Annotated in this window: 15 protein-coding genes; 13 read left to right on the top strand and 2 right to left on the bottom strand. The window is 58.5% G+C overall.

Annotated elements, in window-relative coordinates:
• From gspE to B3Q33_RS03590, 10 genes are all read left to right on the top strand, one after another.
• Nucleotides 1-1,503 (top strand): type II secretion system ATPase GspE, encoded by a 1,503-nt coding sequence (gene gspE / locus B3Q33_RS03635; RefSeq protein ID WP_052042421.1) that lies wholly within the window; start codon nucleotides 1-3, stop codon nucleotides 1,501-1,503.
• Nucleotides 1,504-1,518: 15 nt separating this feature from the next.
• The gene (gene gspF, locus B3Q33_RS03630; protein ID WP_035244465.1) at nucleotides 1,519-2,739 is read left to right on the top strand and encodes a type II secretion system inner membrane protein GspF; all 1,221 of its coding nucleotides are present in this window, start codon (nucleotides 1,519-1,521) and stop codon (nucleotides 2,737-2,739) included.
• Nucleotides 2,740-2,747: 8 nt separating this feature from the next.
• Nucleotides 2,748-3,173, top strand: coding sequence for a type II secretion system major pseudopilin GspG (gene gspG, locus B3Q33_RS03625; protein ID WP_035244463.1), 426 nt, complete (start codon nucleotides 2,748-2,750; stop codon nucleotides 3,171-3,173).
• Between the two features lies 1 nt (nucleotide 3,174).
• The gene (gspH, locus tag B3Q33_RS03620; RefSeq protein WP_272961776.1) at nucleotides 3,175-3,804 is read left to right on the top strand and encodes a type II secretion system minor pseudopilin GspH; all 630 of its coding nucleotides are present in this window, start codon (nucleotides 3,175-3,177) and stop codon (nucleotides 3,802-3,804) included.
• Nucleotides 3,801-4,181 carry a type II secretion system minor pseudopilin GspI gene (gspI, locus tag B3Q33_RS03615; protein WP_035244461.1) on the top strand — a complete coding sequence of 127 codons (381 nt, stop codon included), beginning with the start codon at nucleotides 3,801-3,803 and terminating at the stop codon, nucleotides 4,179-4,181. Before gspH ends, gspI begins: the two co-directional genes overlap by 4 nt.
• Nucleotides 4,178-4,816 (top strand): type II secretion system minor pseudopilin GspJ, encoded by a 639-nt coding sequence (gspJ, locus tag B3Q33_RS03610; protein WP_035244460.1) that lies wholly within the window; start codon nucleotides 4,178-4,180, stop codon nucleotides 4,814-4,816. Before gspI ends, gspJ begins: the two co-directional genes overlap by 4 nt.
• Nucleotides 4,807-5,856 (top strand): type II secretion system minor pseudopilin GspK, encoded by a 1,050-nt coding sequence (gene gspK, locus B3Q33_RS03605; protein ID WP_272961777.1) that lies wholly within the window; start codon nucleotides 4,807-4,809, stop codon nucleotides 5,854-5,856. Before gspJ ends, gspK begins: the two co-directional genes overlap by 10 nt.
• Nucleotides 5,857-5,925: 69 nt before the next feature.
• On the top strand, nucleotides 5,926-7,062 hold the full coding sequence (gspL, locus tag B3Q33_RS03600) for a type II secretion system protein GspL (protein WP_272961778.1): 1,137 nt from the start codon (nucleotides 5,926-5,928) through the stop codon (nucleotides 7,060-7,062).
• Nucleotides 7,059-7,574, top strand: coding sequence for a type II secretion system protein GspM (gene gspM, locus B3Q33_RS03595; protein WP_272961779.1), 516 nt, complete (start codon nucleotides 7,059-7,061; stop codon nucleotides 7,572-7,574). Before gspL ends, gspM begins: the two co-directional genes overlap by 4 nt.
• A gap of 1 nt (nucleotide 7,575) precedes the next feature.
• Nucleotides 7,576-8,841 (top strand): hypothetical protein, encoded by a 1,266-nt coding sequence (locus B3Q33_RS03590; protein WP_272961780.1) that lies wholly within the window; start codon nucleotides 7,576-7,578, stop codon nucleotides 8,839-8,841.
• A gap of 63 nt (nucleotides 8,842-8,904) precedes the next feature.
• On the opposite strand, the gene B3Q33_RS03585 is transcribed toward B3Q33_RS03590, so the two are convergent.
• A complete protein-coding gene (locus B3Q33_RS03585) occupies nucleotides 8,905-10,590 on the bottom strand; it encodes an alpha/beta hydrolase (protein ID WP_272961781.1) in 1,686 nt (561 codons plus the stop codon).
• Nucleotides 10,591-10,626: 36 nt separating this feature from the next.
• Between B3Q33_RS03585 and B3Q33_RS03580 the strand changes: the two genes are divergently transcribed.
• The 3 genes from B3Q33_RS03580 to B3Q33_RS03570 are packed head-to-tail and all read left to right on the top strand — an operon-like array spanning nucleotide 10,627 to nucleotide 14,224.
• On the top strand, nucleotides 10,627-11,397 hold the full coding sequence (locus B3Q33_RS03580; RefSeq protein WP_286826920.1) for a DUF1461 domain-containing protein: 771 nt from the start codon (nucleotides 10,627-10,629) through the stop codon (nucleotides 11,395-11,397).
• Nucleotides 11,387-13,396, top strand: coding sequence for a PEP-utilizing enzyme (locus tag B3Q33_RS03575; RefSeq protein WP_272961783.1), 2,010 nt, complete (start codon nucleotides 11,387-11,389; stop codon nucleotides 13,394-13,396). Before B3Q33_RS03580 ends, B3Q33_RS03575 begins: the two co-directional genes overlap by 11 nt.
• Nucleotides 13,397-13,426: 30 nt before the next feature.
• Nucleotides 13,427-14,224: a DUF2189 domain-containing protein gene (locus tag B3Q33_RS03570; protein ID WP_272961784.1), complete on the top strand. Its 798-nt coding sequence runs from the start codon at nucleotides 13,427-13,429 to the stop codon at nucleotides 14,222-14,224.
• 45 nt (nucleotides 14,225-14,269) lie between these two features.
• On the opposite strand, the gene B3Q33_RS03565 is transcribed toward B3Q33_RS03570, so the two are convergent.
• Nucleotides 14,270-15,466 (bottom strand): vitamin B12 dependent-methionine synthase activation domain-containing protein (locus B3Q33_RS03565; RefSeq protein WP_286826917.1); only part of this gene is annotated, 1,197 nt, incomplete at its 5' end.

Here is a 15,466-nt window from a genome sequence, read left to right as displayed (position 1 = left end):
ATGAGCGAGCACATCGAGACGCCGGAAAATAAAGACCTTCCCCCGTCGCTGCTGCCTTATGGGTTTGCCCGGCGCTATGGTGTGCTGTTGCGAGAAAAGGATGGCCACCGCGAGTTGTGCTACCGAAAGGATGTGCCGCTGTCCGCGCTTAGTGAGGTCCAGCGTTATATAGGTCGGCTGCCGTCGCTGGTACCCATGGATGATGCTGCTTTTACCTCTGCCATGGCCATCGCCTATGAGCAGCAGCGCGGCGCTGCCGCGGAGGCGGCCGGTGATCTGGAAGGACTGGATCTGGCCAGTCTCGCGGATTCATTGCCGGAAACCTCTGATTTGCTGGAACAGGAAGATGATGCGCCGATTATCCGGCTGATCAACGCCCTGTTGCAGGAAGCGATCCGCGAGGATGCCTCCGATATTCATATTGAAACCTTCGAGCGCCGCCTGGTAGTTCGCATGCGGGTCGATGGGGTATTGCGTGAAATACTCACCCCGAAACGGGAGCTCGCGCCACTACTGGTTTCGCGTATCAAGGTAATGGCACGGCTGGACATTGCCGAGAAACGGATTCCCCAGGACGGCCGTATCTCCCTGAGAATCGGTGGCCGGGACGTGGATGTGCGGGTGTCCACCATGCCCTCCAGCAATGGTGAGCGTGTGGTATTGCGTCTGCTCGACAAGCAGGCAGGGCGACTACAGCTGTCCCATCTGGGCATGGGCGATGTCTGCGACCAGCACATGCGCGAGCTGATTCACAAGCCCCACGGTATTATTCTGGTCACCGGGCCTACCGGGTCCGGTAAGACCACCACGCTGTACGCCTCACTGGCGGATCTCAACGACAGCACCCGTAACATTCTCACTGTGGAAGATCCCATCGAGTATCAACTCGAAGGTATCGGCCAGACTCAGGTCAACACCAAGGTGGATATGACCTTTGCTCGCGGGCTGCGCGCGATTCTTCGCCAAGATCCGGATGTGGTGATGGTGGGTGAAATCCGTGACCTGGAAACGGCTGAAATTGCCGTGCAGGCATCACTCACTGGTCACCTGGTGCTCTCTACGCTACATACCAATACTGCCGTGGGCGCCATGACCCGGCTGCAGGATATGGGGATCGAGCCCTTCCTGCTCTCCAGCTCCCTGCTTGGCGCGCTGGCGCAGCGGCTGGTGAGGGTCTTGTGTGATGACTGCAAGACGCCGTACCAGCCCAGTGCCAGCGAGTTGAGAATGATAGGGTTGCCGGAAGGGGAATCCTGTACGCTCTATCATCCAAACGGTTGTGATGCCTGTAATCAGCAGGGCTACCGTGGGCGAACTGGTATATACGAGTTGGTACTGATTGATGAAACCATGCGCCAGCTGATCCATGACCAGGCAGGCGAGCTGGCATTGAACCGACACGCCCGTACCCTCACCAGTGGCATCCGCGAGGATGGCTGGCGTAAAGTACTGGGTGGACACACCAGTGTCGAAGAAGTATTGCGTGTGACCCGCGAAGACTGACCGGACCCCTGATCCATGCCTGCATTCGAATACCGATCCCTGGATCACAGGGGCAAAATCAAGAAAGGCACCCTGGAAGCCGACAGTGCTCGCCAGGTACGCCAACAGCTCCGTGACAAGGGCTGGGTTCCCATTGAGGTCAACGAGGCTCAGGACAGCAGCAGCTCTGCCGGCCTGGGGCGTTTTTCCGGTTCCGGCAAGCTCAATGGCGCCGAGCAGGCATTGTTGACCCGTCAACTGGCCACGCTTCTCAAATCCGGCCTGCCTGTCGAGCAGGCCCTTTCGGCGGTGGCCAAGCAGGCTGCCAATGACCGTATCGAACGGATCATCCTGGCGGTTCGCGCCAGGGTGCGCGAGGGCTTCAGTCTTGCCCACAGCTTCGAATCTTTTCCTCGAGCTTTCCCGGAAATGTACCGTGCCACCGTGGCGGCAGGCGAGCAGAGCGGTCACCTGGAACAGGTCCTCGAGCAATTGGCGGATTACCTGGAGACCCGCCATGACACCGGGCGCTCGGTCGCTCAGGCGATGATCTACCCAGCCTTTATCATGGTGTTTGCCACCATTGTCATCATGCTGATGATGACCTTCGTGGTGCCCAAACTGGTGGCTGTGTTCGAAGGACGGGACCAGTCTTTACCGTTATTGACCCGTATTGTTATGGCTCTCAGCGACTTTACCCGCGACTGGGGCTGGCTGCTGATGCTGCTGATTATAGTCGCGATTGTGGCTTTCATGCGGGCGATGCGCGACCCCGCATTCCGTTTGCGGGTGCACCGCAGGCTGGTCACCATGCCGATGGTGGGCACCATGTTGAGGGCCGCCGACAGTGCCCGCCTCGCCAGCACTCTTGGGATTCTCGGTCGTTCCGGGGTCCCCCTGGTGGATGCCCTCTTTATTGCCGCCCAGGTGGTCGGTAACCTTGAGGTAAGAAACGCGGTCAAGAATGCCGCCGCCAAGGTTCGCGAGGGCGGTAGCCTGAGTCGGGCCCTGGATGCCAGTGGGTATTTTCCGCCCATGCTGGTACAGATGATTGCCAGTGGCGAAGCCAGCGGTGAGCTGGATCATATGCTCACCCGGGCGGCGGATTACCAGGAACGGGAACTGAGTAGCACTGTCAGTACTATGGTGGGCCTGCTGGGCCCCATCATGCTGCTGTTCATGGCGGGTGTGGTGGTGCTTATCGTGCTGTCGGTCATGTTGCCCATCATGCAGATGAACAATTTACTAGCCGGATAGGTGGAAGAATGAAAACGAAAGGCGCCATGTCGGGGTTTACCCTGCTGGAAATTATGGTGGTTGTGGCCATTATCGGCCTGCTGGCCGCAGTTATCGTGCCCAATGTTATCGGCCAGGGTGAAGGGGCTAAAGTGGACTTGACCAAGGCCAACATGGGCAAGATTGTCCAGCAGCTGGATCTCTACAAGTTCAACAACGGCAGTTACCCCTCCAGTGAAGAAGGGCTCAATGCATTGGTTGAGCGCCCGGCGTCTGCCCGCAAATGGCCTGACGGCGGTTATCTGTCCAGCGTACCCGAGGATGCCTGGAATAACGACTATGTCTATATCAGCCCCGGTGTCGAAGGGCCTTTCGATCTGCTTTCCCTTGGCGCCGATGGGGTAGAGGGTGGTGAAGGTTCTGATGCGGACATCAACTGGCGCGACATTCAGTAACATGCGCCTACGCCCCGTCGGTCAGGCTGGATTCACACTGCTGGAAATCATGGTGGTGGTGATGCTGATGGGGCTGCTCACGGCGGTGCTGGTGTCCCAGGGCAACTGGACCAGCGACGACCGACAGCTCGAGGAGGAAGCCGCCCGCCTGGAAGACACCTTGGCACTACTCAATGAGCGCAGCCTTTTCTCCGGTCAATTGCTGGCCCTGCGACTGGAAGCCACCGGCTGGACCCCACTGGCCTACGACAGAATCGAGGGTGATTTTCTGCCCGTGGATGATACGGCGCTGAAGGCTCACAAACTGCCGCCTTCACTGGAACTGGTCTGGGAGCTGGATGATCTGGGTGAAGATCAGGCCAGCCTGAGTGAGGTGGCCGAAACCCTGGTTCAGGACGATGTGATGGCCGGGTCGGGCAAGGAATTGCTTGATGGCGAACAAAGCGACGACTCCGATCAGGACGAGGCGGTTTTTCCCCAGGTGTTTTTCTTCCCCAGTGGTGAGGTCTCGCCGCTGACACTGACGCTTCGTGCCTATGATGATCTGGAAGCTGAGCAACGTTTGCGTGTGTCCGCCCTGGGCCAGTTCAGTGATCCCGACGCCAGGGATGACGAGGAGAGCGAACAGTGAGGAGTGGACAGCGGGGTTTTACGTTGGTCGAAGTGCTGGTCGCCGTGTCCATTCTGGCGCTGGTTATGGTCACTCTCGGCCAGAGCATGGGCGCCACTGCCAGGGCTTACACCAATATCAACGAGACCCATCTGGGGTTCCTGGTGGCGTCTGACAAACTGGTGGAAATGCAGGTGTACCAGCAATGGCCAACCACGGGCACCTCCGACAGTGAAGTCACCCGTAACGGCCGTGACTGGTGGATAGAAACCACCATTTCAGAAGGCCCTTACCCGGATACCCGGCGTGTGGATATCGAAGTGGGCCCGCTTCAGGGTGACGACAAGGGTGGTATGGCCTACCGCTTGGCTAGCTTGATCGGCAAGCCGGCGTCATGATCACAGGGCGCTCTGCGAACAAAGGGTTCACGCTGCTGGAGATGGTTGTCACTATCGCCATCTTTGCGTTTATCTATGTGTGGGTAGCCAGTTTCCTCGGCAGTGCGCTGCAGGGCCGTGAGCAACTCAATGCCAACGCTAGCATCATGGAACGCAACCAGCGCGCCATCACCTACCTGACCCTGGATTTCGAACAGCTGATCAGTCGTCCGGTCCGCGACCCCTATGGTGACCCGCAGCCCGCCATCATCGGGCGTGACAATTATGTGGAATTTACCCGGCTGGGTTGGTCCAACCCCTTCGGGCTGCGACAGCGCAGCGAAATGCAGCGGGTTATCTATACCCTGGAAGATGGCAAACTCTATCGCCGTTACTGGCCGGTGCTTGATACCAATGTGGCCACCGAATATCAGGAAGACGTGCTGATCGACGACGTGGCCCGTTTTACGGTGCGTTATCTGGACAAGACTCCACAGGGCGAGTGGCAATGGCTGGAACTGTGGCCGGACGTGGCCTTGGCTGCCGTTCCGGTCTGGCAGCAACGGTTACCGAAAAGCATCGAGGTGGAAATCGAGCTGGAAGATGGCGATACCATTCACCGGTTTTACCGTACGGTGGTGAATCCATGGGCCTGACGCCTCGAAGAAAGCAGCAGGGGGTGGCACTGATTATCGTGCTGATGCTGTTCGCTATTCTGACCACCATTACCCTGGAAATTATCTTCCGCCAGGATCGGTTCCTGACCCGGGCAGATAACCTGCTGCAATGGGATAAACGCTATCAATACGCCATGGCGGCTGAAGTGGTGGCCCAGCAGGGGCTGATCGATGATCTGGATGATGATCGCAATAACAATGCCATGGTGGACGACTGTGTCGAGGAGCAGTGGGCAGTGCAGTTGCCGCCGACGCCCTACGACGATGCCATGCTCAGTGCCAGCGTTCAGGATCTGCAGGGTCGCTTTAATCTGAACTGGCTGATCACTGCTTCCGGTGATGAGTTTATTCGCAGCCCCCAGGCCATCTCTCAATTGACCCGCCTGATCGAGCAGACCTTTCCCGGTGAGGCCAATGCTTCGCGGCTGGCCAATGAAATGGCCGACTGGCTGGACAGCAACAATATTGTCGACAATGTGGAAGGGGCGGAAGATCCGGAATACCGTAGCCGCCGCACACCTAATATGCCGGCGGCGCACGAATCCGAGTTGCGCGCGTTGCTTAGTTTCCGCCTAACAGACCAGCCCAAGGACGCCATGGTGTGGGGGCTGTTCACTGCGTTACCCTTGGGCACCACGTTGAATGTGAATACTGCGCCGCCGCAAGTGCTGGATGCCGTTATTGGTGACGTGGCTGGCGCCGCAGCAGTACAGGCAGTACTGCAGGCGCGCAAGGAGGAGCCCATCACCGATATAAACAGTATGATGCAGCTGGGGGCTTTCAATGGCCTTTCCGCCAATGTGAAGAATGATCTTGCCAGTCTATTGGGTGTCAGCAGTGAGTATTTTCAGGTAATGGTAGATGTGGAAGTGGACGGCCAGCTCAGTCGCCTGGTCAGCCGCCTTCATCGTGCCAATGGCCAAGGGAAAACAACCTCCGTGTTCAGTCGTCAGGTCAGTCCACTGCTGACGCCACTCGAACCGGCGTGCAATCCCTTCTACAATGCTGACGGCACCTGATAAAAGCCAGATGTAGCCCCGCTATAGCGTGGCACATGCTGAAGAATAATGATGGAAGGACGGATTAGCGTGGCAGATGCTCCCTTGATTTACCTTGCCGGTGCCGGGGAAACCGAATGGCAACCGGACAGCCCGGTGCTGTACCAGTCCCGCAACGGTGAAACCGTACAATGGCTTGCGCTGGGTGAGGCACTGGCTGCCTGTCAGGGCAGCAAAGTCTCTGTGGTTGTCAGTGTCTCCTGTGCAAGGCTGACCCATGTCACTCTCAGCCGCAAACAGGCGCGTCACCTCCAGCGCGTGCTTCCTTATTTGCTGGAAGAACAGCTGCTCGATAATCCGGATGACCTTTGGTTCGTTTCCCGCAAGGGTAGTGGCGACGACTATCAGGTGTCGGCGGTGCGTCGCGAACTGATCACCAACCTCAAGCAATGGGCGGGGGAGGCCGGTGCCCACCTGGCCTCGTTACAGGTCGATGCGGATTGCCTGCAGGCCATGCTGCCTTTAACTGCAGACCTGGGGAATGGCCAGCAATTGTTGTTAATTGATCGGGAGCAGGGTCTGGTCATCGACGAAGACCAGCAGGAAGCGTTTGCTCCCCTGTTAGGCGACAGCCTGGATCAGGCCCGTCAGGTCGACCTGCAAGCCCTGTTTGCTGACCTGCGCCATCGCCATGGCCAGGAGCTGCTTACCGGCCCCTATATGCCGCGCCAGACCCGCAGGGAAAGTGCGCTGCTTGGGCCCTGGCGTCCGGTTGCCTATCTGGCCGCCGCTGTCTTCCTGATTGCCGTAGTGGCTGTTTGGGTCCAGCAATGGCGTTACCAGCAGGCGGCGGATGCCGCCCTGACGCAAGCCAAGGATCGTTACGAGCAGCTGTTTCCCGGAGACAAGGCAACCTCTGCATTGAATCGCCAGTTTCAGGGCCGCCTGGCCCGCCTTGGTGGCGGATCTGATGGTGGCGGTGCGGCATTCTTCCCGCTGCTGGCGCCGGTAGCGCAGGTGCTCAAGGACATGAAAATGGAGCCCAAGCGGCTCCAGTATGATCAGCGCCAGAATGTGTTGCTGGTGGATGTGGGTGCCAAGGATTATGCCCAGCTTGAAACCTTGCAGAACGCCATAAGAAAGCAGGGGGGCAATGCCTCCATTGCCAATTATCGCAACGGCGCCCAGGGCGTCAGTGCACGGATCAAGGTGGAGCAGCCAGGATGACATCTGATGAATTGAAGAAACTGGCCTCCGAACGCTGGTCTCAGCTGGAGCAGTGGTATGCCAGCCGCGAGGCTCGCGAACAGATCGTCCTCAAAGTACTCGCCGTGGTGGCGCTTTTCGTGGTGCTGTACTGGCTGATCTGGGCACCGTCACTGGCTGCCCGGGATCAGGCTCGTCAGCAATACGTGGCTAACATGCAGACGCTGGAATGGATCAACGCTAACAGCGGCGCGGTGCAGGCGGCCCGTGCCGGCAGCAACGGCAGTAGCAGTTTGCCCGAGAACTGGGTCAGTGATGTGAGCCGCAGCGCGGATGATTTCGGCCTTACCCTGAAAGGGTTCTCCCCGGATGGCAACCGTTCTGTGCGTATCCAGCTTGAAGATCAGCCCGCCGCCCAGACCCTGCTCTGGTTGCAGTCCCTGCAAGAAAAAGGGGTGCAACTGGGGAATCTGGAAATGACGCCGGGAGGCAAATCCGGCACTGCAACTGTTCGGGCAACTCTGCAGCAATAATATGACGCTTCGCCTCCTCCTGGCTTTCAGTACGCTGATTCTCGCCGCTACGGCCGACGCCCAGTGTCGCTTCGACCCTCTTGACCGCGGCCGAGTGGTGAAAATTTCCGGTGCCCAGCTCCCGGCTGCATCCGCAATGGAGCTGTCGGCACTGTCGGTAATGCGGGTTGAGGGGGGACGTTTTGTCCCGGTGGCCTATCAGTTTGATGAAATGGACCGGAAGGGCATGGTCTGGTTTGAGGATTCCGGCTTTGCGCTTGCCGGTTCACCGGGCCAGCTGGATGCAGATGACCAGCTTTTGATGATGCTGACAGATGCCGGACCGCACGCTCCGGAGGGGCTCGAGCCTGAACAGGGCGAAGTGATCAGCGAACTCACCGTTGCCGATAGTTGCCATTTTTATCTGGTGCGAGGCAACAATGAGCGTAGTGGCAATTATTATGTGGCCCACGATGTCGACAGCGGGGAAACCCGCACAGCGCTCTATCGACTGGACGTGGATCCAGACAATGAACTGAACTGGCATTATCTGGGCTACCGCGGGTATCAGGGAGAAGGTTCCATCATTGATACCTTGAAGATGCGCATGAGCGCCGGGGTGCTGTCCCGGTTTACCCGCATGACACTGGATAACCATAATCTGCGACCGAAACGCGTGGGTTTTTCTGTGGGGCCGATCCGATCGGTCATGCATCTGCGTACCCGGGTGGTGCTGGCCGGGATTCCCGTCATGACCATCCAGGTGCAAGCCATGCGTTATGCCTCTCATTACGAAGCCCACACCTACGCCAAAATTCCGGATCTTTACCGGGCTACACTAAAAGAGCCGGAAGTGTCGGTGACGGTGGATGGAAATGGTCAGTCAGGGGCCGCTGTGTATACGGCAAATTTTGTCGATAACCCGGTCATTGTTGACGGCAAAGCGGATGATCAGGACTTTGCAGATCAGACCATGACCATGGATGCCAACTGGATACTGTTTGACAGCAAGCGTGATTTTGCCTTGCTCACTCACCTGACCGTTCCTGATGAACTGATGGAAACGCCGTTGGCGCTGATTTATCAGGATGATGCTTCGCTGGCCGTTGAACCCGAGCAGTTCCCCGGCCAGTGGCCCAACCTGGGATATTCTCTGCATGGATGGCCGCAGCCGGAAGAGCTGCGCTTTACGGTAAGCCTGTATTTCGAGGATGGCCTGGAAGGCTTTGCGGCGGACGAGTTCGCGCGCCAACGGTCCGCCGTGGTGCCTGTACAGGTCAATCAATGAGAGGGCGTGGAATTTACTACGTCATGTATTCCCGCACCCTCTTTCTCCCACCGACTTTTGCGGTTAGAAAGGTCGCTCCGGTACCAGCGAAATAGCCTCTTCACGGGTCAACGGTAACCATATATCCCCTTTGACCGTGGCGTTTCTGGCCAGGAAGGCGGAGTTCAGCGGGAACTGGGCCGTAAATCCGTAAATAATCAGGCCAACACGATCCCCGTCTTCAAGCGGCTGGCTAACCGCCGGTAATTCCATGTTGTGGATGCCCTTTTTCGGCAGGGGTGTCAGTTGTTCGCTGGCAACGTGTACCCGACGGCGATTGGCGTGCTGAATCCCCACCCCCACAAATACGGGCATGCTTTTGCCACCGGAGGTACCGGCCAGGTTCAGCTCAATGCGTGGCTTGCCCAGCAGAACTTCATCATCGCCTCGGGCCACATAGAGGGGAACAAATTTGGGGCGCCCGAAGCCGCCATTGGGTTTCAATTCCCGCAGGTCGGCACCGGGCCACATGGCACGGAACATGTCACCGCCGATATCGAAACCGGCCATCAACCACTCGAAGGCACCGGCCAGGGGAATGGTCACACGGGTAGGGGAGAGAGCATAGCGGCTTCCGCCATCCATAATGCCTTCGCCCTCCATGGCAAGCCCCCGGTCGCTGGTAACATTGATGCAGTATTGCGGTACGCTGGGTTCTTCGCCGCGCAGTTTCTCGTCCCACCAGTTGATAATGGTGTCCACGGTGGTTTCGCTATAGTCGCCACAGTGAACCATGTCGTCGGTTTGGTAAAAGGGTAACCAGCCACGCCATTTCTGGATTGGCCAGGGCATCACGTGGCCGCTTTCCATACCGATGATCCGGGCATCGCGACCCTGTGCCTGCCAGCAGTCGTAGTTCATTTCTGCCTGCTGGAAAGGGAACAGGCTGTCACTGAAGCCCTGAATAAAGAGGGCATCGGCATAGGGTGTCTTGCCCTGGTCGCAGAAACTGGCAGCGCTGCGTTCGTACATCAGTGCCTGCATGTCTCGGCTGACAGTGCCATCGAAAGCGCTGCGCCAGGGGTCGGCAAACATCTCGCCAATATCAAAACCGCTATTGATTCCGCCAAAGCCAAGTAATACTGCGCCCCAGGCAGTGCGAAATTCGCCATTGGGGGCGATACTGTTCATGTCGTACCAACCGGTGAGCGGCACCAGGGCTTTCAGACGAGGCTCGGTAAATGCCGCCAGGGTTTGCAAGCCGGCACCGTAGGATTCGCCGATCATGCCGATGGCCGGGCTGCCGTCTTCCAGGCGTTGAACGCCGGGCAGATGGGACAGGGACCAGTCGATCACCTGACTCAGGTCCGCCACTTCATAATCCGGGTCCATCATATGGACTCGGCCATCGGACTGGCCCCAGCCACGCTGGTCATAGAAGACCACCCAGTAGCCGGCTTTCCAGGCGGCAATGGTGGCTTCACCAGTGAGAATGGCCTTGCCGTACACGGATAGCGGCCGCTTGGCGCGGAAGCCGCCAAAGCCATGGGTGGCAATCACCAGTGGCGCACTCTGGCCACTCTGCAGCTCCGGTTGATATACCGTGGCAGCCAGTTTCTTGCCGTCCCGGGTCGGGATGCGAACCTGGTAATAATCGGCTTCCAGGGCCTGCCTGGCAAAACGATCATTGGTGATGGGAAGTGTGGTGGTACAGCCGGTAATGGCGATGGCGCCCAAAAAAAGGGCTATCGACATGAAGAGCGGTCGCATGGCGCTACGTCCTCTGTTTATTATTCTGGTTTATGCTTGTGGGGTGCTATGAAAAAAACAGTACAAAAATGCCCGATCGCTGCCACTTTAGTGTGGTTCTTCTACGCTGTCACGGCTGTATTGCTTTCCGTGCTGATCAGTTGGGCGCTGTACAGCCAGGTAAATTATGGGTATGGCTTCTGGTATCAGCAGCTCGATATCGGTGCGCACATAGAAGAATACGGTCCCCAGAATCGCTTCCGTTACGGTTTTGAGCAATTGCCGAGCGAGCAACACCATCGGGCATTCGAGCAAATCCGCGATGCCGTTCACGACCAGGGCGAAGGCCTGGCAGATATTCACTACACGCTACCGGGCAGGGCACCGATACCGTTGCTGCATGACGCGGAGGTCCGCCATTTGCAGGATGTGGCAGACCTGATTGATTTCGGGCGCTGGTTGATGCTGGCCCTGGCGTTGCTGTGGCTGCCGCTGGCCTTGTTGTGTATCCGCGTGGGGATACCGCCCATGCGGCAGCGCATGGGGATAACTGTTTTCGGGGTAGGGGCTGTGATAGCGTGGTTGGCCGTTGCCGGGCCGACTCAGGTTTTCTATCAGTTACACGTGTGGCTATTTCCTGCCGAAAATGAGTGGTTCTTCTACTGGCAGGATTCGCTGATGAGCACCTTGATGAAGGCGCCGGTACTGTTCGGGGGAATTGCCGCGGCAATCGCTATTGGGGCGCTGTTGCTGATACCGGTGTTGTACTGGTTAGGGCTGCGGCTGTCGAAAAACATCGTCAAACAAGAATCAGGTCATGGGCATTGAAGTACTGACTGCTGACGCGCAGGGCAGCGAAAACCTGCAGCGCTGGGCGGCCATGGGGCTGCCTGTGCCGCCGAGCTGGCGGGTGAAACGGGAGGTGGTGCAGGACAGCTCCCCGGAATCCCTGGCACAACAACTGCGCGCCTTGCCGCGCATGTTCAGCGAAGAACGTTATTGGGTCCTGCAACAAGGCCCGATGAATCCGGATTCCCAGCGTGAAAGTCTGCTCAATCTGGATTCCGATGAATCTCTTGCGGCGGCGTTACGCAGCATCTTCCAGCGTGAACAGGGGCCGGATCATGTGGTGATCCAGGCATTGCCGCGCCAGCAGGCCGCCGGCGTGCTCTTCACCCGCCACCCATTAAGACAGGACCTTCCTCACATGGTGGTAGAAGGGGTTCTTGATGGTAGCAGCGAGCGCCAACGGCTGATTTTCGATGATGACGGCCGCCTGGTGCATGCTTCCCACGAGGAGCTGGCTCTTGGTGACCAGGTTGGCGCGCCACTGTTGCGAGAGCTCCATGAGCAGCTTAAACAAAATTTCCAGCGCCCCCAGGCGGGCGAATGGGTCTTTGATGGGCAGCAGTTGTGGCTGTTGCAAACCCTGCCGGTGGGGTCGCTCCCCATGCCCAAGGAGGCATGGACGCGCCGGGCAGGGAACGGATTGTTCACTCAGGTGGAAACGCCATTGTGGTACACCCTGGCAGGGCGCTGGCTGAAGACCGCCTTCTGGGAGCCTCTGGTGGCCCGTGAGGGCTGGCAATCGCTGGCCAAGGTCGAACCCTACCGTCGCCAGCACAGTCACCTGTACACCAACTGTGCATTTTTCCGTGAGCTGCAGAGTCAGCACGCCGGGGCCAGCCGCTTCCTGCCGCCGGCATGGCAACAGCTTGAGAGCCGTGCCGATACGGTGTCTGGCAGCAACCTGGTGGACAGATTCACTGTTTACCGGCATCAGTTGACGCTGGCCAGGGTGGGCCGGGACTTGAAACGCTGGCAGCATCCAGCTGCTACCCAGGAAGGGCTATGGCGAGCCTTCATGCAGCTTGACGGCATGGGTGAGCGGCTCAGTAGCGTTGAGGGGGAAGTCGGATACCTGGCCTTGCCGGACCGCAGTCACTCCTACACGGCACCTTTCCCCCTGAAAATGCTGGTTACCGGCTCTGAGAAGGACGCCATTGACGCTCTGGTGAAGGGGCGGTCCGAGGCATTAAGGGAAACCAGCCTGCGCCCGGGGGCTGACCCGGTGCACGCGCCATTGAACGAAAGCCCGGCCCAGGCAGGCAATCTGAATGGTTTGTATGCCAGCGCCACAGGGGATCTGCCCAGCTGTGCCGAGCCTTCAGTGGAAGATGCACGCTGGTTGTCACTGGCCCGTCAGGCTCGTGGCCTGCGCTTTGCCATCGGCAACCGGCTGCGTGGTCTGCTGCGCGCCATGGGTGCTGTGGCGGTGAATCAGGGACGGCTGCAACATCCGGATGATATTTATTTTCTGTACTTCGATGAACTGTGGCAGCTCTGGATGGCGCAGCAATTGCCTGCCAGTGCCAATCGCGAGGTGATTGGCGACCGCAAACTGCGTTACCTGGATGACGGCTTGCAGGGTGCGCCGGACTGGAAAATGGATCAGATTGGTTACGGTTTTGGCGGCGGTCAACGCCTTAGTCCGCTGCTGCGGGGCTTGCCGCTGGTGCCGGGCAGGGTAGAGGGGCCGATACGACGGGTGTGCAGTGCCTGGAGCCTGAATCGGATCTGCCCCGGGGATATTGTGGTCGTCGACCAGGTGGAGCCTGCCTGGTTGCCCTGGCTGGTTCAGGCTGGTGGTCTGGTTATCGCCGAGAAAGATCCCTGCAATGGTGCTGCCAGCCTGGCGGTCAGCTATGGGATTCCTGCCATCTGGTCCGCCAGCGATGTGATGCACAGTGTTCAGGATGAACTGCCCGGTCATCTGGATGCCACCCATGGCAGTCTTGATGTGTCCGCGAAGATTGCCGAAGATTGAGCTGGTATCGTTTCACCACGCGGGCATGTCATGAACAACGATAACAATCATCAGGAAGAAGATACCCGCCCCTTTGTGGCTCCCTGTCATAACATTGCCCCTTCGGCGCCTTTGCGCTGGTTGCGCAAGGGCTGGCAGGACTTTCGTGCCGCGCCGGGGCCGAGCCTGATCTACGGGTTTATCATGGTCGGACTCAGTTACCTGATCACGGCTGCCACCTGGTGGTTCGGCAATATGGGCCTCTACCTGGGGCTGATTTCCGGTTTTGTTTTTCTCGGGCCGATCCTTGCCCTGAACCTCTACGATATCAGTATTCAAATCCAGCAGAATCAGACCCCGACACTCAGGGAAAGCCTGCGTCAGGCCCGCCATTGCATGGGGGATGCGCTGACCTACACCGTGATAATGATTGTGGTCTTTCTGATCTGGGCGCGGGCGGCCAACCTGATTTACATCTTCTACCCGGTCAATGAATGGCACTGGAATGACATCCTGCTGTTTTTCGGCGTGGGCAGCAGTGTTGGTGCGGTTTTCTGCGCCATCATCTTTACCGCCAGCGTGTTCTCGCTGCCGATGATCATGGATCGTCGCACGGATATGGTGACCGGGGTGATTACCAGCATTAATGCGGTATTGCGCAACAAGCTGGCGCTGTTCCTGTGGGCGTTTCTAATCGGGGTGTGTTTGCTGGTGGGGCTGCTGACGGCCTATCTGGGGCTTGCTGTGCTGCTTCCGGTGCTCGGCTATGCCACCTGGCATGGTTACCAGGAATCCATCGATGCCAGTGAATGGGAAGCCCGTTTCGAGCTTCCGCATCAGCGCGGGTGAAATAGCTCAGTTGAGGAGCGCCTCTCGAGGCGCTCCTCGTACAAATCATCTCTGTTCTTCGTCCATATAACCCAGCAGATGTGGCACCATCCGCTCAATTTCCTTGCGGGTCATTCCCTTGCGGGCGGCATAGTCGTCCATCTGGTCCTTGGCCAGCTTGCCAGTGCCGAAGTATTTGGCCTCCGGGTGTGAGAAGTACCAGCCGGAGACAGCCGCGGCTGGCAGCATGGCGTAGCTTTCCGTCAGCGTCATGCCGGCATTCTGTTCCGGGTCCAGCAGCTCCCACAACAGGGCTTTCTCGGTGTGGTCCGGGCAGGCCGGGTAACCGGGGGCAGGGCGGATGCCCTGATATTTTTCGCTGATCATGTCCTGATTGCTGAGCGCCTCGTTATTGGCATAGCCCCAGTATTCCTTGCGGACTTTTTCGTGCATGCGCTCGGCCAGGGCTTCGGCGAGACGATCCGCCAGGGCCTTGATCATGATCGAGGAGTAGTCGTCGTGATCTGCCTCGAAGCGGGCCACGTGTTCGTCAATGCCGCTGCCTGCGGTAACGGCGAAGCCGCCCAGCCAGTCGGTGAGGCCGGTTTCCCTGGGCGCGATAAAGTCGCTAAGGCAGAAATCCGGTTTGTCATTCTTGCTCCGGTCGAGCTGCTGGCGCAGGTGGTGGAGAGTCATAAACGCCTCCTTGTCACCCGGGTTACGGTACAGCTCGATGTCGTCCATGACCGAGTTTGCTGGCCAGAAACCTATTACAGCACGGGCAGTTAGCCACTTTTCTTCAACGATTTTCTCAAGCATGGCCTGGGCATCCCGGTAGAGCTTGGTGGCTTCCGTGCCCACCACCTCGTCTTCCAGAATGCGTGGAAACTTGCCAGCCAGCTCCCAGGAGCGGAAGAAGGGTGTCCAGTCGATGCGTTGAACCAGATCTTCCAGCGGGTAGTCGTCGAAAACCTTCAGCCCTTTTACCTTCGGCTCGGGCGGGGTGTAGCCGGACCAGTCTGGCTGGAAACGATGCTGTCGGGCCTGCTCGATGGAAATCAGGCTGCGATCTACCTGTTGCTGTTTACGACGGACACGCAGGCCTTCGTAGGTTTCCTTCAGCTCCGCGACATAGTCGGCCTTGGCGGTCTTGGAGAGTAACTTGGAGGCCACACCCACGGCCCGGGAGGCGTCGGCTACGTGAACTACCGCTTCCTGGTAAGCCGGGTCGATTTTCACGGCGGTATGGATGCGGCTGGTGCG

Origin of the sequence: Alcanivorax sp. UBA3183 (genome assembly GCF_002364155.1) — a bacterium.
Taxonomy (GTDB): domain Bacteria; phylum Pseudomonadota; class Gammaproteobacteria; order Pseudomonadales; family Alcanivoracaceae; genus Alcanivorax; species Alcanivorax jadensis.
The sequence above is the reverse complement of the archived record's forward strand: the minus strand, read 5'-3'. Positions and strand labels throughout refer to the sequence as shown.